The sequence below is a fragment of the Halochromatium roseum genome (genome assembly GCF_016653315.1).
GTDB classification, from domain to species: domain Bacteria; phylum Pseudomonadota; class Gammaproteobacteria; order Chromatiales; family Chromatiaceae; genus Lamprobacter; species Lamprobacter roseus.
The window spans coordinates 38,340-56,598 of record NZ_NHSH01000086.1 but is presented as its reverse complement, the minus strand read 5'-3'; the positions used below and the strand labels follow the sequence as shown (position 1 = coordinate 56,598).

17 protein-coding genes and 1 pseudogene are annotated in these 18,259 nt (G+C 64.7%); 10 read left to right on the top strand and 8 right to left on the bottom strand.

The window, feature by feature from the left end:
- The 5 genes and pseudogenes from CCR96_RS23760 to CCR96_RS24930 form a co-directional block, all read left to right on the top strand.
- Positions 1-365, top strand: a pseudogene (locus CCR96_RS23760) (hypothetical protein); the annotation flags it as partial.
- A gap of 101 nt (positions 366-466) precedes the next feature.
- Entirely contained in the window at positions 467-703 is a 237-nt protein-coding gene (locus CCR96_RS23755) for a hypothetical protein (RefSeq protein WP_201224514.1), read from the top strand.
- Positions 700-942 carry a hypothetical protein gene (locus CCR96_RS23750; protein ID WP_242519334.1) on the top strand — a complete coding sequence of 81 codons (243 nt, stop codon included), beginning with the start codon at positions 700-702 and terminating at the stop codon, positions 940-942. The genes CCR96_RS23755 and CCR96_RS23750 overlap by 4 nt, the downstream gene beginning before the upstream one ends.
- Positions 943-988: 46 nt before the next feature.
- Positions 989-1,297 (top strand): Fic family protein, encoded by a 309-nt coding sequence (locus CCR96_RS24940; RefSeq protein WP_242519333.1) that lies wholly within the window; start codon positions 989-991, stop codon positions 1,295-1,297.
- On the top strand, positions 1,298-1,837 hold the full coding sequence (locus CCR96_RS24930; protein ID WP_274601185.1) for a Fic family protein: 540 nt from the start codon (positions 1,298-1,300) through the stop codon (positions 1,835-1,837). It begins immediately after the preceding gene.
- Here CCR96_RS24930 and CCR96_RS23740 read toward each other — a convergent pair.
- On the bottom strand, positions 1,805-2,110 hold the full coding sequence (locus CCR96_RS23740; RefSeq protein ID WP_201224513.1) for a hypothetical protein: 306 nt from the start codon (positions 2,108-2,110) through the stop codon (positions 1,805-1,807). The genes CCR96_RS24930 and CCR96_RS23740 overlap by 33 nt on opposite strands.
- An 83-nt stretch (positions 2,111-2,193) precedes the next feature.
- Here CCR96_RS23740 and CCR96_RS23735 point away from each other — a divergent pair, with 83 nt between their 5' ends.
- Complete coding sequence (locus CCR96_RS23735) at positions 2,194-4,164, top strand: tetratricopeptide repeat protein (RefSeq protein ID WP_201224512.1); 1,971 nt, start codon at positions 2,194-2,196, stop codon at positions 4,162-4,164.
- Positions 4,165-4,329: 165 nt separating this feature from the next.
- On the opposite strand, the gene CCR96_RS23730 is transcribed toward CCR96_RS23735, so the two are convergent.
- The 6 genes from CCR96_RS23730 to CCR96_RS23705 form a co-directional block, all read right to left on the bottom strand.
- Positions 4,330-6,339, bottom strand: coding sequence for a proton-conducting transporter transmembrane domain-containing protein (locus tag CCR96_RS23730; protein WP_201224510.1), 2,010 nt, complete (start codon positions 6,337-6,339; stop codon positions 4,330-4,332).
- The gene (locus CCR96_RS23725; protein ID WP_420827296.1) at positions 6,336-7,859 is read right to left on the bottom strand and encodes a complex I subunit 5 family protein; all 1,524 of its coding nucleotides are present in this window, start codon (positions 7,857-7,859) and stop codon (positions 6,336-6,338) included. Before CCR96_RS23725 ends, CCR96_RS23730 begins: the two co-directional genes overlap by 4 nt.
- On the bottom strand, positions 7,856-9,310 hold the full coding sequence (locus tag CCR96_RS23720; RefSeq protein ID WP_201224508.1) for a complex I subunit 5 family protein: 1,455 nt from the start codon (positions 9,308-9,310) through the stop codon (positions 7,856-7,858). The genes CCR96_RS23725 and CCR96_RS23720 overlap by 4 nt, the downstream gene beginning before the upstream one ends.
- Positions 9,307-9,984, bottom strand: coding sequence for a hydrogenase subunit MbhD domain-containing protein (locus CCR96_RS23715; protein ID WP_338035942.1), 678 nt, complete (start codon positions 9,982-9,984; stop codon positions 9,307-9,309). Before CCR96_RS23715 ends, CCR96_RS23720 begins: the two co-directional genes overlap by 4 nt.
- Positions 9,985-10,123: 139 nt before the next feature.
- The gene (locus CCR96_RS23710) at positions 10,124-10,873 is read right to left on the bottom strand and encodes a cupin domain-containing protein (RefSeq protein WP_242519331.1); all 750 of its coding nucleotides are present in this window, start codon (positions 10,871-10,873) and stop codon (positions 10,124-10,126) included.
- Positions 10,874-11,083: 210 nt separating this feature from the next.
- Positions 11,084-11,284, bottom strand: a complete 201-nt coding sequence (locus tag CCR96_RS23705) for a hypothetical protein (RefSeq protein ID WP_201224504.1) — start codon at positions 11,282-11,284, stop codon at positions 11,084-11,086.
- A gap of 262 nt (positions 11,285-11,546) precedes the next feature.
- Here CCR96_RS23705 and CCR96_RS23700 point away from each other — a divergent pair, with 262 nt between their 5' ends.
- Positions 11,547-13,847, top strand: coding sequence for a 2OG-Fe(II) oxygenase (locus tag CCR96_RS23700; RefSeq protein WP_201224502.1), 2,301 nt, complete (start codon positions 11,547-11,549; stop codon positions 13,845-13,847).
- Positions 13,848-13,872: 25 nt separating this feature from the next.
- Here CCR96_RS23700 and CCR96_RS23695 read toward each other — a convergent pair whose 3' ends face one another.
- Positions 13,873-15,468: a GGDEF domain-containing protein gene (locus tag CCR96_RS23695; RefSeq protein ID WP_201224500.1), complete on the bottom strand. Its 1,596-nt coding sequence runs from the start codon at positions 15,466-15,468 to the stop codon at positions 13,873-13,875.
- A 353-nt stretch (positions 15,469-15,821) separates the two neighbouring features.
- Here CCR96_RS23695 and CCR96_RS23690 point away from each other — a divergent pair, with 353 nt between their 5' ends.
- From CCR96_RS23690 to CCR96_RS23680, 3 genes are all read left to right on the top strand, one after another.
- Positions 15,822-17,441, top strand: coding sequence for a tetratricopeptide repeat protein (locus CCR96_RS23690; protein WP_201224498.1), 1,620 nt, complete (start codon positions 15,822-15,824; stop codon positions 17,439-17,441).
- Between the two features lie 64 nt (positions 17,442-17,505).
- Positions 17,506-17,859 carry a nucleotidyltransferase domain-containing protein gene (locus CCR96_RS23685; protein ID WP_201224496.1) on the top strand — a complete coding sequence of 118 codons (354 nt, stop codon included), beginning with the start codon at positions 17,506-17,508 and terminating at the stop codon, positions 17,857-17,859.
- On the top strand, positions 17,856-18,251 hold the full coding sequence (locus CCR96_RS23680) for a HEPN domain-containing protein (protein ID WP_338035941.1): 396 nt from the start codon (positions 17,856-17,858) through the stop codon (positions 18,249-18,251). The genes CCR96_RS23685 and CCR96_RS23680 overlap by 4 nt, the downstream gene beginning before the upstream one ends.
- Positions 18,252-18,259: the final 8 nt, after the last annotated feature.

Here is an 18,259-nt window from a genome sequence, read left to right as displayed (position 1 = left end):
GTCTGACCTTTCTGTCGCGGGGTGGCGACGGCGGCTTCGAGTCCATACTCGGCGCTGACGGCATTGTCCGCTCCCGAACCCTGCCCGGCTTTCAATTCCACATTCGCGACCTGCTCGGGCGCACCCCGTTGGAGGCGCTGCGCCACGACCCTCTCTACCAGGCCTTCGTCTATCCGCAGTGGCAGCAGGAAGAACAGGCCAGGCGGCGGGAAGAACAGGCCCGACAGCAGGCTGAGGCGGAGCGCGACGCCACCCGCATCGCCGCCGTCACCAAGCTGCAGGCGCTGGGTCTCGAGCCGGTACAGATCGCCGAAGCGCTTGATCTCGACCGCGCACTGGTTGCTGCCATCCTGGATGCGCGCTGAGAGACAACAGGGATTTGACTCTGAGGTGGCCCCGCAACCTTGAGACATTGGTTGCCGCTCGGCAAGTAACGCATCGTGAATAATGCTTGACCAGTCTTGGTATGGCCGAATTTGAGGTTATTGGTGAGCTTGTTGGCATTGATGTGATCGCGCGTGGTCCTGGTATTCGTGACCTGCCCAGGCTAAACCGTCAATACGGCAAAGGAAAGTGGCGCAAGTTGAAAGGCTATGCGCTGGTTCGTCTGCAGAATGGCCGCGAACGAATGGCTGAGCTTCATTGGTATGAGGCGCATGGTATTGGTAGACGAGAGATGAAACGCAAAGGCTACATAGAATGACCATGACTCAAGATCCTAACACTCTGGCAGCTTACGTCGTTTGCTTGGACAACGCTGACTATCCTGCCTCCCTCGAACGTCACAAGATCTACAAAGTCCTTCCCGATGAAGAAGCGGCGGCAGATGGTGACATACGAGTGATTGATGAGAGCGGCGAAGATTACCTTTATTCCGCAACGCGCTTTGTTCCGATTCAGGTTCCGTTGGCGGTCAAGAATTCTCTTGAAGAGGCTGCTTGATTCAAGCTGACTTTGATGACTGGGGGCGACGGTCCGAATCACGGCTTTGCGCCTGAGGCTAAAGCCCAAGGCAGCCGAGCGTTGGGTGCAAGCGATGAACCCGCTCGGCGACGCCCCGCCGCGCGAGATCCTTGAGGTGCGCAACGCGCTGGCGGCCTATGACCGATTTCCGTCCTGGCGACCGGAGATGGAGGCAGACCTGCTCGACGCGCATTGCATCTTGATAGCAGGGCTGATCGATGAGGCGGGTGTCTACCGGCGCGGGGGCGTTGGCGTCATGGCAGACGACGAAGTGATCCATCTGGCGCCCCCAGCGGCTCGAGTGCCTGGGCTGACAGCCGAGCTGTTACGTTGACTGGCTGCGACGGATGCTCATCCTCTCATTGCCAGCGCTGTGTTTCACTACGATTTCGAGTTTATCCACCCCTTCGCCGACGGCAACAGGCGCATGGGAAGGCTGTGGCAGAGCCTGATCCTGGCGTGCTGGAATCCGCTGTTTGCCGATCTGCCGGTGGAAAGCCTGATCTTCGAGCATCAGGGCGAGTATGACCAAGCCCTGCAAGAGAGCACCGAGCAAACCGATTCGGCGCCGTTCATCGTCTTCATGTTGCGGATGATCTTGGCGGCGATGACGACCGCGACCCCCCAAGTCACCCCCCAAGTCGGCAAGCTGCTACAGGTCATCGAAGGCGAGATGAGCCGAGAGGGGTTGCAAGTCGCGCTCCGACGACAAGATCGTAAATCCTTCCGCGAGCGCTACCTGCAGCCTGCGCTAGGCGCCGGCTTGATCGAGATGGCGATTCCAAACAAGCCCAAGAGCCGGCTTCAGCCCGATCGGCTGACCGATCGGGGACGTCAGTGGCTACTTGAACAAGGATTCGGCGGCTTGACGTAGGGGGTCTTCATCCTGCGTACTGTTCGGGACAGGAGACGCCGCAGGGTGCGGTGCGGGATCGAAATGCTCGCAAAAGTTGGCGCGGACCTGATCGGCGATCGGCTCGGCCAGCGGCTCGAGGCAATCATTGGGACGCCCGCGTTGATAGAGACGACAATTGCGGCAAGCGCGCGTCGCCTTGCCGCAGCTCAAGCAGTGATTCTCACGCCCGTAGTCGGCGCGCGTCAGATCAGTGCCGCAGTGCCAGCAATGGCCGATGATGTCGGCTGTCATAATCACCTCATCTGTTGGATGAACGCCGCTGCGCGCCAGTCGGGCTGGACCGCGACGCCGTGATCCATTCGCAAAGACACAGCATGTCCAAAAAGACACCTAAAAACAAACCCAAGCGCTCTAGCAAGCGCAAGACGAGTCCGCATCTGCGGCCTGAGCCCGCACAGCTGCGCGCCATCGAGCGTCTGCTGGAGGCCGAGGACTTTGCCAAGGCCATTGAGCGCGCGCGGCAGTTGGTGCAGCGTTTTCCTGATCATGGTGGCGCGCAAGGCCTCTTGATCGAGGCCTTGCGTCGCGGGCAGGGGGCACAATTTGCTGCCGTTGTCGTGCACGACTGGGCCGAGCGCCATCCCCAGAGTCTGTTCGCGCAAGAGCAACTGCTGGTCTATGCCACCGAGGGCCATTGCCTGATGCTGGCTGAACGCGTTGCCGAGCAGGTTCGCGCCCTCGGGGGCGAGGTGCCCTCCAGTTTTCCGCTCTCCGATGAGATCAAGACGGCGCTTTGCACCCTGGTTGACGGCACTCGCGCAGACGAAGCGGCGATGGTCCAATTCGATCGCGCCCGGCTCTGCATGAACGGCTTTGCCTTCAGCAAGGCGTTGCGGTATCTGGAAGACCTGGAGCTGACCAGCGCGCGCAATAATCGGATCACCTGCTTGTTTCATCTCGAGCGCATCGACGAGGCGCTCGCCCTCGCCCTAGAGGGCTGGCGTCGGGATGACGAGAATCTGTTCGCGCTCGGCTGGGCTGCGAGCCTGCGGCTGTACCTGGGGGATGTCGAAGGCGCCAGCGGTCTCTGCACCCGCTTGGCGATGATGACGGCACGACGGGCTGACGAGGCCTTGCCCCAGTTGATCGCGCTGCTCCTGCTGGATCAGCCCGAGGCTGCTTGGGCGGCTTACGAGCGCACGGTTGACGCACCCTGGTGGGAAGGGATTCAAGACCTGACGACGGCCCTCATGACCCATCTGGGCGCTTGCGCCGCGGCCCGTTGCGGTGAGCTCAAACCGGCGCGACGCTTGTGGCAGGAGATCGAACAGGCATCGCCCGGGTTTGCGCTGGCGGCGGAAAATCGCTTGGCTGCCGCCGATGTCGAGACCCTGCTTCCCGCCGCGATCGAGATGCACAACGCGATACCTGCTGGCCGCTTCAACGCCATGCGAAACCAGATGCAGGCGCAGCGGACCAGTCAAGCCGAAAAAACCCTCATCGGTCTGAGCGCCTCCAATGCCTATCTTCGGGCGCTTTATATCAATGGTAGTGAGCCGCTGCGCCAAGCCGTGAGTGTGGTCCTGATGTATCGGTTGCAGCAGCGCGACAACGCGGTCGCCGAGGTGCTGCGTGAGCTGGTACGCTTGCCGATCGGGACCTCAAACGATCGATTTAAGATGCTCAGGGTGCTGCGCGAGGCCGGCCAGCTCGGCGAGGATGAATTGATCGAGTTCTGGGACGGTGACACGCTGAGGGCGATCAAGCTCTTCGAGATGCAGGTGCATCGCGAGCCGACCGACAGTGGCTTGCCGGACGCGCTCGACGACCTGCTCGATGAGGCGCGTGATGACTATAACGATTTTCAATTCGAGGCCTGCGAGTCCAAGCTGCAGTCGATTCTGGCGTCGTTTCCCAATCATCCGCAGACGTTGCTGATGCTCGCCGCGATGCGCCACATGGCGCGTCGGCGCACCGAGGCGGAACAGTTGTTGCGGCAGGCCATCGAGGCCAATCCGGATTATCTGTTAGCCCGCTGCAATCTAGCGCGTGCGTTGATCATGCGGGGCGAGCTCGAGGCCGCCAGTGACCTGCTCGAGGGACACCGCGAGCAGCATCGTATCCATATCCTGGATCTGATCCAGCTTCATGGCGTACTGGCGATGCTCGAGAGCGCCCGCGGCGAGGACGAGGTGGCCGAATCACAGCTCAAGCTGGTCGAATCCTTCATCGAGGATGACCATGAGGCGGACCGACTCGAGGAGGTTCGGCGCTTGGTCAAGCGCGTTAAAGCCAAGCGCGAGGGCTTTTTCGGACGCGCGCTGCGGGCGTTGGTGCGGCGTTAGTCATCAAGGAAGTCGTTAGAGAAGTCGTCCTCACGCCGTTACGCGCCAGCCAAGCCTGACCAATCGAGCAACACCGTTGGCGTCCGGCTTTTCGGTTGCGAAGCTGACCAATCACCGGGGACAAATGCTCGCAAGTTGAGTCAGCGAGTGCAGGCCATTCAGCGTTCAGGGCCACAGCAGCCTGCTCTTGGCGCTGAGCAACAGCACAGCGGCCAACATTAGGGCGACGGCCAGCAGTAACAGCGCCAACTGGCGGCGCAGCCAGTCCTCGGCGCGCGTCAGCGTATCCAAGCCGGCCAAGCCATCGCCCTCGCGCGCAACCCACCAAGCGACCCAGGCCGCTTGCAGACTCGCTAGCCCTTGCAGCAGTCTACGGGCGAGACGCCACAGCCAACGGCCGCAGAAGGCCAATGGCCACCAGAGATCGCCGGCGGGAAGCCAGTCGCTCAGCCGCGGCGCGACTCGGCGCAGGCTCCAGCCGAGCGCGAGCGATAACAGCAGCCCGAGCCCCAGCGGCCAGAGCAGGGCCGGGAGCGCGCTGAGCGGAGGCCAGGCGAATCTGCCCGCGAGTCGGCCTGAGAGCACGCCTTCGATCCCGCCCGCGAGCCAGCTGAACCAGAGTGGCAGGCTGAGTGCGGCGAGGACGCTGATCAACCAGGCCAGCGGCATGGATGCGAGAAGACGTCGATCATCGGTTGCGGTCGGTGCATGCTGCAGCCCTTGCCTCCATTGCCGCCACAGCGTCTGCGCCATCAATAGCGTTGTGCCGACGGTCGCTAGACTCAGCCAGAAGGCCAGAGTCTCTTCCCCAGCAGCCTCGAGCGCCTTCTTGGTACCCCATTTGGCGATCAGGCCGGAGCCCAGGGCGCCGGCGAGCGATAGCGCTGGCAGGATCAGCAGCGTCCAGAGCAGCCAGGCAGGTAAGCGCGGCGGCTGCTCGCTGATGCCGACGCCGAGGAACAGCGCGCCCTTGCTCAAGCCGTGGTGAGCGGCGAAGAACAGCAGCAGCACGCTGAGCGCGGGCCAGCTGTCAGGCTTTAGCAGGCCGATCGCGACCAGGGCCGCAAGCATGCCCATCTGGCTGACGCTGGAATAGGCCAGCACCGCCTTTGGGTGGCGTTGCGCGACGCCCCACAAGGCTGCAGCAAAGGCGCCGACTAGACCAGCCACCAGCATCGCCAGTCCCAACCCGTGAAAGGATTGATCGACACCGGCCATACCCAGTGGCAGCGTGCTCAGCCAGCCGACCAGTCCGGCCTTGATCATCACGCCACTGAGCACGGCGCTGGCGGGCGTCGGTGCGACCGGATGCGCCAATGGCAGCCACAGGTGCAGACCGATCACCCCGGCCTTGACGCCGAAGCCGAGCCAGAGCAGCAGCCCCATCCAGAGGCCCATGTCCGCCGTCGCCAGGGTCGCGCGCAGCTCCGACAGGGTCAGCGCCGAGCCGGTGCCGGCGCCCCACAGCAGGCCAGCCAGGATCATCCCTTCCCCGAGCACAGCCATGACCAGATAGGCCAAGCCGCCGGTGCGCGCCTCGCGGCTGCCGTTGTGGATCACCAGCGGGTAGGCCGAGAAGGTCATCAGCGCAAAGCCGAGGTAGAAACTGGCAATATCCTCGGCGACGAGCAGCAGCAGATTGCCGCAGAGGGTCAGCGGCCAGAACAGCGCGAAGCGCAGCAGGCGCGAGCGGCTGTCCCGGTCGCCGGCCGCGGCCTGGGCCTGCTCGGCGGCGAAGTAGCCGCGTGCGTACCAGCCCGCCAGTCCCCACAGCAGGGCGCTGAAGGCCAGCAGCAAGCGGCGTTGGTCATCAAGCTCCCAGTAGCCTCCCAGCAGCCAGGCCTCCAGCCAGAGGCTGCCGTCTGGACCCAGCACGGCGAGCGCGAGCGCTGGCAAGGGCGCGCTGATCCAGAGCCAGTCCAGTGGCCGATGCAGGGATCGGCTCGAGGGCTGGCTTAGTGGCTGGTTTAGTGGCTGGTTTAGTGGCTGGTTTAGGGGCTGGTTTAGGGGCTGGTTTAGGGGGCGGCTCAGGTGAGGGCGCAGCTGGCCAAGGCTGATCGTCGCCCCGAGTGCGGCGCGCAGGCTCAGCAGCAGCGGCCACAGCAATGCTGCGAAGAGCAAAGGCGCGAGCGGCAGGCGCAGGAGAGGGAAGGGTGCAAGGCTCAGCTCGGTCATGGCATCAGATAGGTCTGCTCGACCACGCGGGTGGCCCACTGCAAGGGGCTGAACGGCAGTCCCGCCAGCATCCCGGCCAGCAGGCTCAGCAACGCCGTCGCCAGTGCCGGCAGCAGCAACCAGGCGCTGGTCTCGAGCCGACTCGGCGCACGCTCAGCCGGCCAGGTCCCAATCCCATGGGCTGGTCCAGGGCGGAACCAGAGGCGATTCAAGATGGGCAGGAAATAGGCCGCGTTGAGCAGGGTGCTGGCCACCAGCACCGCGATGACCCAGGGCATCTCGGCCTGCACCGCACCCATGCCCAGCATCCATTTGCTGATGAAGCCGACCAGCGGCGGCATGCCGATCATGCCGAGCGCGCCGATGGTGAAGGCCAAGCTGCTCAGCGGCATGCGCCGACCGACGCCATCGAGCTCATCGATACGGTGAATCCCTAACTCCTCGGCATAGTTGCCGGCGCAGAAGAACAGCGTGACCTTCATCAGCCCCTGATGCAGCAGATGCGCGAGCGCGGCGATGGTCCCGAGCGGCCCGAACAGCCCGATCCCGAGCACAATGTAGGAGACCTGGCTGACCGTGGAGTAGGCGAGGCGCGGTTTCAGCTCCTGCTGGGCCAGCGCGCGCAGCGAGCCGTAGACGATGGTGACCGAGGCGATCACCACCAGTCCATCGAGCACGCCTAAGGACGCGCTGAAACCGATCCCGTAGACATCGTAGACCAGCCGCACGATGCCGAAGGCGCCAGCCTTGACCACGGCCACCGCATGCAGCAGGGCGCTGACCGGCGCCGGGGCTACCATCGCCCGCGGTAGCCAGCCATGCAGCGGCACCAGCGCCGCCTTGACGCCGAAGCCGAGAGTCAGTAGCCAGAACAGGCCGATCAGCCAGGGGCGAGCCTCAGGACCCAGTGCGGCTAGGAGCTCGCGCTGACCGAAGCGCAGATCCCCAGCCAAGACCTGCAAGGCGACCATACCGATCATCAACACTAGACCGGCGCTGAGTGTATAGCGCAGGTAGACGGTGGCTGCGGCCAATGCCTGAGGCGTGCCGCGATGCGCCACCAGCGGATAGGTCGAGAGCGTCAGCAGCTCATAGAAGATCAGCAGGGTAAACAGGTTGCCGGCCAGGCTGATGCCCAGGGTGCTGGCAACGCAAAGGCTGAAGAAGCCGAAGAAGCGCCGACGATTGGGCGAGTCCTCGAGGTAGCCGATGGCATAGATGGTGGTAAATAGCCACAGCAGCGAGGACAGCCCGGCGAAGGTGAGTCCGAGTTCGTCCACCTGCAGGACAAAGCTCAGGCCCTCGACCACCGGAAACTCGACCGCGTAGACCTCGCCCGCGACCAGGCCCCGCGCCATCCAGATCACCAGCACCAGCTTGATCAGCGCGGCGGCGAGGTTGAGCGCGGTGCGGGTGCGCACGGCCTGTTCCGGCAGCATGAAGATCACCGCTGCGGTGAGCAGCGAGCTGGCCAGGGTCGCCAGCGGCAGCACGGCGCTCATGGCACTCGCGGCACTCATGACACCCCCGCTGGCCCCAGAAACGACAGCGGCCAGCCGGCCGCTAGGCCCAGTCCGATGGCGGCCAGCGCCAGCACCAAGGCGATCAGCTCCATCCCCAACGGCAGGCTGCGGAACGCCTGTTCAGGGGCGTCCTCGACGAAGGAACAGCGCAGCACCCGGAACACATAGATGGCGCTGAGCAGGCTGCCCAGCGCGAGCACGACCACCCAGAGCCATTGGCCCGATGCCAACGAGGCCTGCAGCCACAGCCACTTGGCGGTGAAGCCGGCGCTGGGCGGCAGCCCCATCAGGGTCACCGCCGCGAGTCCAAAGGTCATCAGCGAGAGCGGCAGCCGGCGGCTGGTCCCGGTCAGGCCCTCGAGCCGATGCGCTCCGGTGGAGAGCAGCAGGTTGCCGGCGGCCATGAACATCGCTGCCTTCGCCAAGGCATGCCCGGCCAACTGCAGCCAGGTCGCCTGCCAGGCCATCATCGCGACCGCGGCACTGGTCCCGGCTAGCAGCGGGAAGGCCAGCATCAGATAGCCCAATTGGCCGACGGTAGACCAGGCCACCAGCTGCTTAAGCCCGACGGCGCGCCAGGCCTGTATCCCGCCCCAGAGCACCGCCAGGCTGCCGAGCAGGCCAAGCGCCCAGGCGCCGGCGATGGCCTCCGGCAGCAGCGCGCGCCAGAGCAGCAGCAGGATGAAGAACGAGGCCTTGACCACCAGCGCGCCGTGGATCGCGCTGACCGGGGTCCAGGCGCTGCCATGCACGGGCGCTAGCCAACTATGCAGCGGAAAGATCGCCGCCTTCAGCAACAGCCCGCTGGCTAACAGCGCGACGGCGATCTGCGTCACCGGATCGGGTTGGGTGACCGCTGCCAGCCCCGCCATCCCCGCCAGGTCGAGTCGGCCCCAAGCGCCGAGCAGCAGTGCGACGCCGAGCAGCCAGGTCAGCGAGCCGACCAGCGCGAATAGCAGGTAGCGCAGGCCGGCAGTGAGCGCCTCGACACTGCCGGGAAGCAGCATCATGCCAACGGCGCAGAGCCCCATCAGCTCCAGGCCGGCGTAGAGCAGCAGCAGATCGGCCGCGATCCAGATCAGCCCGAGTCCCAGCGCCAGACCGCCCATCAGTGGCCAGAGCCAGGCATAGGCGCGCTGGCCGAGTGTGGTGGTGCGGACATAACCTGCGGCATAGAGGGCGCTGGCCAGCAGCAACAGCTGCGTCAGCAGCCACAACAACGCCGCCAGTCCGTCCAGGCGCCAGTGCAGTGTCAGCGGCCCGAGTGCCAGCTGTCCCGTCATCGGCCTGTCATTGAGCCCGAGCAGCAGCCAGAGTGCCAAAAGAGGCAGCGGCAGGGCGACGAGCAAGACCCATCCGCTATGGCGCGGCGGGCGCACCCAAGCCAGCAGACCAAGGGCCAGCGGCGCGAAGAGTAGCCAGAGCAGATGGAACGGCGTCGGGCTCATTGCGTTGAGGTTGATAGACCGGAGCCGAGGACGGCATTCAGCGTGACCTGACTAGCCTGTGCATGCAGGCGCAGCAACAACGCCGCGCCGAGCACCGAGCCGAGCAGTGCCACCACCAAGCCGATGAAGATCAACGCCCGGACCTCGGCGATTGGAACAGGCGCCGGCGCAGCAAGCCCGGCTAACAGCAGGAACACCCCGGAGCCAAGCAGGTTGAAGGCCAGCAGCCGGCGCAGCAGGTGGCGTTGAGCGCTGAAGGCCCAGAGCCCCAGGCCCATGATCAGCACGCCGGTGGCGGCCAATAGCGTGCTGATCGATGTTGGCAGTCTCAGCGCGTCGAGGCCGAGCAGCATCAGCAGCGCGATGCTGCTCAGACCCAGCCAGCCCAAGATCAGCAGCCAGCGCACGGGTGCGCTGAGGCGCGCTCGCCGCGGGGTTTTATCGACTGGCTCCAAGCGTGGCAGGGCTCCGCGACCACGCAGCGTCCAGAGCAATGTGCCACCGGTTAGCAGCGCGCCGAGCAGCGCCTCGGCCAGTGCCAGCCAAGGCGAGCCGAGCACCAGCCAGGCCAGTGACATGAGCAGCGCGAAGGCTACGAAGCCTTGGCAAGCGCGCCATAGGTTCCTTTGTAGAAGGCAGAAACCGGCCAGTAGCAGCAACAGAGACGCCAGCACCCAGGCTGCCGCTGGAGTGACGATCAACGGAGGCCCCTGGTGATCGGAGACTTGCGGGGGCTGACACGCGGCAACGCGTCATGCAGGTTCATGCGCGCTTACGAACGTCGGTGATGATGGTCGGCCATGAGCTTGATCATCAGGGTCGCAGGTCGATTTGATCGGCGTTCCTGTGGTCGAGCCCGCCAACGCGGACATAGATCAGGCAGCCGCAGTCAGAACAGGGCTGGTGCCGGCTGAGATGGGGGCTGCGTATCCAGGTGCCCTCTGGGTAGCGACCCTGCTCATCGGCGAATTCGCCTTCGAGCACGAAGATCTCTTCCCCACCCCAGTGGCTGTGCGGCTGAAACTGGGTGCCGGGCGCCCAGCGGACCAGCGCCACGCTCTCCGGGTAGCCGGGCTGGCTGTACAGCGGCCGGACGCTGAGGCCATCGACCAGACCGGGTCGCCAGCTGCTGGCGGCCTGGGTGTCCTCCACCAAGCGCGGGCGATCACTGCCAGGATATTGGCGCAAGCGCACCAACAGCGTGCAGCCGGGCTCGGAGCGCGGCGAATGCCGGCTGCCATCGGGATTCATCAAGAAGGTGCCGGCGGGGTAGTCACCCTGCTCGTCGGAGAAGACCCCGTCCAAGACCAGGATCTCTTCGCCCTCGGGATGACTGTGCTCGGCGAAGGCACCGCCAGGCGCGTAGCGGACCAGGCTGGTCACCGGCCCGAATTCGCCACCTTGCCGATAGAGCGGTTTGCGCCAGACGGTGCCGCTCGGGCTCGGCTCCCAGTCCAACTGCCGGGTGTCGACTATCACCCGTTGTGCAAGATCGGCATGAATGTCGGGCGGCTCGGGGAGCGGCGCTGAGTGCATCTTGGGTGCTGGGGTTTGCTGCTGCATGCTGCTAGGTGGTCGAAATGCGAGTCGTGACGGATGCGGATGGGTCATCAAGCGATCGTGGCTGAACGAGTGAAGCTCCCGCAGGCAACAGCTATCCTTGCTTATCTGCGCGACGGCCAATGATGATCTGGAGGTGGCAGAGGACCGATGAACAGTTCGCGCCGTTCTAGCGTCAGCGTGGTGTTGTTTGCCGAGGCTTCGGCTGTGGGGTCAGCGCTGTGATCGAGCGGTTGAGCGGACATGGCGCTCAGTCTCCATGATCTGGCGCATGTCTGCACCAATCGCCTCCAGGTCCGTGCGCAACAGCTCGGCATCGGAGCGTTGTGGCAAATAGCGCCGCGGATCGGGTGCCGGTGCAATATCGATGACGCTGCCTACGCCGCGTAAGAAGCGTTTGAGGGTATTGTTCATGCTGGTATCCAGGTGCTTACGCGCGCCAACACCACATGTTGTCTCCAGTCTGTAATCGAGACAGAGGGCGTGGATTTATTGAGTGTCGTTTCGATGTCTAAGACAGCAGTTTATCGCGCCTGTTCGCGCAAGCGCCATGGCTTGACGTTCATCGCCTTCATCCATGCCTGACCTGCCACCGTCGGGCCGATCAAGTACACTGCCAGGGCCTTTCAGGCGCCAACGCAAGCAACCCAATCCAACCAACAACGAAGCGCTTCCGATGCCCCATCTTGCCAACCAGATCGCCGCCATCCTGTCTGAGGTCCAGCATCCTGGCGAGTTCTATGCCAGCGGCACCTTAGATATGCATCCCTTCCAGCTCCAGGTCGAGGGACTCGGCCCGGTCGCCATGCCGTTGTTGCCAGCGCAGGCCGAGCAGCTGGTTGCGCTGGCGGAGCAAGCACCTTACGGCCGCGGGACGGAGACGCTGGTGGATACCGAAGTGCGCCGAACCTGGCAGATCGATGCCGCCAAGCTGCAGCTCAGCGGCCGGCGCTGGGCCGAGGATCTCGAGCGGGTGGTGCGCCAGGTCACCACCGGGTTAGGCGTGCATGGCCAGGTCGAGGCCGCGCTCTACAAGCTGCTGATCTACGATGCCGGCAGCTTCTTTGTCTCGCATCGCGATACCGAGAAGGCGCCCGGCATGTTTGCCACCCTGGTGATGGTGCTGCCCTCGCTCTACACCGGCGGCGAGCTGATCATCCGCCACAAGGCGCAAGAGGTGCGCCTGGATCTGCGCCGCGATGAGCCCTCGGAGGTCGCCTTCGCCGCCTTCTACGCCGACTGCCGGCATGAGGTGCAGCCGATCGCCTCTGGCCATCGCCTCGCGCTGGTCTACAACCTGATCCGTACCGATGGTGGCCCGCTGCCGCAGCCGCCGGATCATGACAGCCAGCGCGAGGAGTTGACGCAACAGCTGCGCGGCTGGCAGGGCGAGCCAGACAAACTGGTGCTGCCGCTGGAGCATGCCTATACCCCAGCGGAGCTGGGCTTTCACAGCCTCAAGGGCGCCGATGCCGCGGTCGCGAGCCTGGTGCTGGATGCCGCGCAAGCGGCCGACTGCGATCTGCACCTTGGGCTGGTCACCCTCTTTGAGCAGGGCAGCGCCGAGTACACCGGCGGTTGGTACGGCGGTGATGTGGATATGGAGGTGGGTGAGGTCTTCGAGGAAGGCCGCTATATCCATCAGTGGCGCGCGGCCAATGGGGAGCCGCTGGAGCTGGGCCATCTGGATTTTGATGACGATGAGGTCAGCCCGCCGGATGCCTTTGATGGCTTCGAGGACATCGAGCCCGATTTCGAGGAGGCCACCGGCAACGAAGGTGCCTCCTACGAGCGCAGCTACCAATGCGCGGCGCTGGTGCTCTGGCCGCGCGCGCATCGGTCGCTGGTGCTGGTTGATGCGGGACTGAGCGTCAGCCTGCCCTATCTGACTGATCTGGTCGAACGTTGGCGAGCGGCCGGTGCGGTCTCGGGCGACGAGGCCTGGCAGCAGGCACATGGGCTGGCGCTGGCGATTCGCGACGATTGGCCGCGCGAGCGTTGGCAGGCGCAGAATGCCAACAAGGCCGGCTACGGCGCGGCCTTGCTCAGCGCCTTGAGCGCGCTGGGTGATGCGTCCGCGGCGGCGGAGTTCGTGGTCGAGCGGATGGCGGCCGGTGCTTATGATCAGGCCGACAATGCCCAGCTTGTCGAACTGCTTGGTCGCGTGCCCGCCGCTCGCGCCGGCGAACTGCTGGCGATCCTGGTCAAGGGGAATGTCCGCGTTGCACCAGAGGCCTGTGCCGCGCTCTTGGCGCGCTGTGTCGAGCAGAACCTGCTGGATGCCGAGCAACTGCGGCCGGCGGCTGCCGCCCTGTTAGCCGGCTTGCCCGGTGCGCCACAGCCCGCAGCGGCACAGACCGTCGGGTCACGGCCCGGTGTTGGTGCTGATGATGGCGATGCGGCCGAGGTCATCCCGCAGTGGCGAGCCGCAAAGCCATCGCAACGGCTGGTCGCCGATACGCTGCGGGCCTTGGACCAGATCGACCCGAGTCTCGCCGAGCAGGCCCTAGCACGCTGTCTGTCTGATCCCGAGCGCTATCCGATGGACGCCATCCTGCTCGCGGCGGCCCTGAATCTGGCCGACTCAGCGGCGCTGATGCCCGCAGGCAGCGCATCCGCCGGTTTGCGCGAGGCGGTGCTCGCGCATCTCGAGCGACGCATCGCCGAGCCGCTGGAGCCGCCCGCCGATTGGCGGCGTGAGGCCGAGCTGCGTTGTCGTTGCCAGTATTGCCAAGACCTCAGCCGCTTTCTGGCCTCGCCGAGCGAGTCGACCTGGCAGCTCAAGGCCGTCCAAGACGCGAGGAGTCATGTCGAGCAGAGAATCCAGCTCGATCAGTGCGATCTGGATTGCCGCACCAACAAGCTGGGCCGTCCCTATACCCTGATCTGTACCAAGAACCAGGCCAGCTATGAGCGCCGTGTGCGACAGCGCGAGCAGGATCTTGCCGATCGCGCGCGCTTGACTCGGGCAGCCTAGCCGGCCTGCACCTGGCCGCGCCCGCTCATCCCAGCGTCACCCGGTTACGCCCTTGCTCCTTGCTCTTGTAGAGCGCGCGATCGGCGGCGCGGATCAATTCGACCTTGGTCGGCGGGTGGCCTGTTCCGTGCCAATGCGCGAGGCCGATGCTGATGGTGATCCGCAGCCGCGTTTCGCCAAAGTGGAACCGGGCCTGTTCGATCTCATGGCGCAGGCGCTCGGCGAATGACTGACTCTGCTCGGACTCCGACTCGGGCAAGATGACGAGGAATTCCTCGCCGCCATAGCGGGCAATCTTGTCGGAATCGCGGATCAGTGTCTGGCTCAGCCGAGCGAGCTGTATCAAGACCTGATCGCCGGCCTGGTGACCGTATTGATCGTTGAGCGCCTTGAAGTGATCGATGTCGAAGAGGACCAGTGTCAACGGGCGTTGATAGCGCGTGGCGCGCTCGAGTTCGGTATCGATCAACTCCTGCATATAGGCGTGATTGTAGAGCCCGGTGAGTCCATCCGTGCGCGAGAGCGAGAGCAGATGCTCCTCGCGCGCTAGGGTCGAGACAATCGGCCGCAGCGCCAGCACGGTGAGCAGATAGATGACCAGGGTGGCGCCAGCCGTGGTCACCAGTAACACCTGTATCTGCTGGTCGATGGGGGCATGGAATTGCTCGGCGTCAACGATCGAGACCAGGCTCCAGCGGTCCCCCTCGAGCGGTTGTTGGCGGATGATGAAGCGTGGGTCGGTCAGGTCGGATGCCAAAAACTGTCGCAGCGCTGTCTGGGCCTGATCCGTCGAAGCCTGATCCCTCTGAGCCTGATCATTCGGAGTCTGATCCCTCGAAGCCTGATTATTCCTCGAAGCCTGATGATTCCTTGAAGCCTGGTCATTCAGGGTTTGCTCAGCAGCGGCCTGGTCAGTCGTGGGCTGTTCAGTGACAGCTTGGTCATCAGCGGGCCGGTCGGTTGTTGCTTGGCGTGGCCAGTAGGTGATTTGACGCTCGCCGGAGATCAGCGCCAAGAGGTTGGCGGGATGGCTCTGTTCGTCGATGAACTGCTGCACCGCCTGATCGCTGATGATCAGGGTGTCGAAACCGATGCGCTCACCGCTGGCATCGAACAGCGGCGAGCAATAGACCAGCGCGCCGGTGCGCTTGGCGGCGTCGTTCGACAGTCGTTGCACCTGCTCGAGCGCGTCGTCCATGCAGGCCGCCGTCAGTGCCACGGGAACCGGTCTACCGACACCGAACAGGCGTTCGCCATCAGGGCCATGACGGGCGATGGCCAGCATGAGGTCGTTGGCGCGCAAGGCATCGGCGAGCTTCGGCTGACTGAAGTCGACCAGTGCCTGGCGGCTGATCTCGCCGCGTAGATAGGCGGCCTGTTTGAGGCGAATCGCGGTACGGCTTGCCGTCTGTCGCGCCAGATCTTCATGATGCCGCAGGATGCCCTGCAAGCGCCCGGCGCTGTTCTGCACCGCGAGATTCAGGCTCTGGGTGTGGGTTGCTCGGAGATACTCGATCAGCGGCCGCAGGCCGAAGAAGTAGAAACTGCCGATCAGCAACAGGCTGCTCAGGCCAACAACGACATAGATGTTGTAGATCTGGCCGCGGTGTTTGATGTTCATTGAGGGTGGTTGGCGCTGACGAGGGCTGTCTCTGCGCACGCGCGCTGGCGGCAAGCGCATGGAATCTGTGTTAGCAGCCGATTCGAGCGGCTTCGCTGGGGTTGGTTCAGGATCGTCGGGCCAGAGGCTGGCTCGCGCTGGTCGTTGTCTGCTGAGCACATGCGCGAGGTCCATGGAGGCACTGTCAGTGCGTCAAACAGAACATAGGATACGCCAGGAGTCTAACCTGATTTGGGGGCCGCAATCATTGACCTCGCGCGACGGCGCGAACCACAATCTCGCCGCTGCAACCGACGAAACCGAACGGGAGAGACATCATGGTGCAGTCGCGGCGCACCGCTTCACGCGGTTCGATGCGGGGACCTTCATGCAGTGGGGACAAGGCGCTCGCTGAGGCCGCCGGCCTCCATCGTGCCGGTCAGCTCGAACAGGCCGAGAAGGCCTACCGTCGCATCCTGCGGCGGCGTCCGACTGATGCCCGCGCCCTCTATTATCTGGGGATCGCGGTCCACCAACGCCGTCGGCCCAAGGAGGCGATTCGCCATTTTCGCGCCTCGTTGAAGGGTGATCCGAACAATCCCGAGGTGTATCGTTATCTGGGGTTGGCGCTGAAGGATACCGGCCAGCCAGCCGCGGCCGAGGGCGCCTATCGCGATGCGCTAGCGGTGGCGCCGAATAGCCCGGAGATCCTGGCCAATCTCGCCACCGTGCTCAAGGCGCAGGATCGGCAGGATGAGGCGCTCGAGGCCTTGGAGCGGGCGGTCAACCTGGCGCCCGACTCGGCCCCGATTCTCACCGCCTGTGGACACGCGCAGCGCGAGGCAGGTCGCCTGGATGAGGCTGAGGCGCTGCACCGCCGCGCGCTGGTGCAGCGCCCCGAGCACGTCCCTTCGCTGACCGGGCTTTCGGCGACGCTATGGCGCAAGGGGCGCGATGACGAAGCGGCCCAGACCGCGCGCCAGGCCATCGCGCAGGCCCCGCAATTGGCACAGGCGCATCTGATGCTGGGCAACGCCCTGCGCCGGCTGCAGCAGCCGCAAGAGGCGATGGCGGCGTTTCGGGCCGCGACGGACGTTGCGCCAGATGATCCGACCCCGCGTGTGGGCTTGGCGGAGGCGGCTCAGGATGCTGGAGCACTCGAGACCGCGTTGCAGGAAGGCCGCCGCGCGCTAGCGTTGCAGCCCGACGCAGAGTCCCTGCACACGGTCCATGGCCAAACCCTCTATGCGCTGCGTGCCGCTGGCAGCCTGGAGCAGGCCCGGCAAGAGGCCATCGCTTGGCTCAGCACCTACCCCGACAGCCCGACGGCTCAGCATCTGGCGCCGGCGCTGATGGACGCCGCGCCGCCCGAGCGGGCCAGCAGTCCCTATGTGCGGGCCACCTTCGACGCCTTCGCCGAGAGCTTCGATGACCGGCTCGGCGCCCTCGACTATGCCGGTCCGGCCCTGGTCGAGCGCCTGCTGCGCGCGGCACGTCCCGAGGGTGTGGACAGCCTGCTCGACCTCGGCTGCGGCACCGGGCTGGTCGCGCCGGTGGTGCGCCCACTGGCTCAGCGCCTGGAGGGCTTGGACCTGTCGCCCGAGATGCTCGCCCGCGCCGCCGAGCGCGATCTCTATGACGGCTTGCATGAGGCCGATGCCGAGAGCTTCTTGGCCACAGCGCAGGCGGACTGGGACGTCATCATCGCCGCCGATGTGCTGATCTACCTGGGCGCATTGGAACCGCTGGTTGCCGCTGTCGCCTCCGCGCTGCGGCCCGAAGGCCTGTTCATCGCCACCACGGAGGAGGCCGACGCTGAAGCCTGGGAACTCCAGCCGTCAGGACGCTATCGACACAGCCGGCGCTATCTGCGCCAGGTGCTCGATGCGGCGGGATTGGTCATCGACCAGCTCGAGACGGTGGTGCTGCGCCATGAAGGCGAGCGGCCCGTGGAGGCCTTGGCGGTGGTCGCACGGCGCGAGTATCGTGGATGAGTTACGCAAGGTTCACAACAAAGATGGCTGACGAGAACGACATACACTGATGAGATGAGATGAGATGAGTAGCGACGCGACGGTGACCATCGATGAACGGACTCAGACCGCTGTGCAAGCGTTCTTGCGCTTGGCATCGGTCCGCTACGAGATCGCTGGTGCGATCCTGTTTGGGAGTCGAGCGCGTGGCGATCAGCGGGAAGACAGTGATGCCGATCTCATGATTCTGTTGCGAGGCGCGCATCAGGGATTGCTTTCGACCAAACTGGACATGGCGGATCTTGCCTTCGACGTACTACTGGACACCGAGATCAATATCTCGCCGCTGCCGGTATGGCTCGACCAATGGGAACATCCTGAGACATTTTCCAATCCGGCCTTGCTGTATTCCATTGCCCGAGAGGGGATTCCGCTGTGACGACCGCGCTGACGGCGGAAGTCATGATGCGCAAGGCCGCGCAAGCCGTTGCTTCAGCTCGCCTGCTTCTCGAGTCTGGTGATGTCGACGGCGCTTGCAACAGGGCCTACTACGCCATGTTCGACGCCGCTCGAGCTGCCTTGCTGGCTGCCGATACAGGCCTACCACCACATATTGGTAAGACCCATCAAGGGCTCATCAATGCGTTTAGCCTGCACCTGATCAAACCTGGCATCCTGCCCAAAGAACTCGGCCGACAGCTGAAACGGGCGGAAGAGGCGCGACTGGTCGCGGATTACACCGGCGACATCATCGACGACGCCATCGGTCTTCAGAGCGTCGAAGCCGCTGAGGCATTTGTGTTCGCGATCCGCGAGCATTTTGCTCTCTGAGGTGGAGC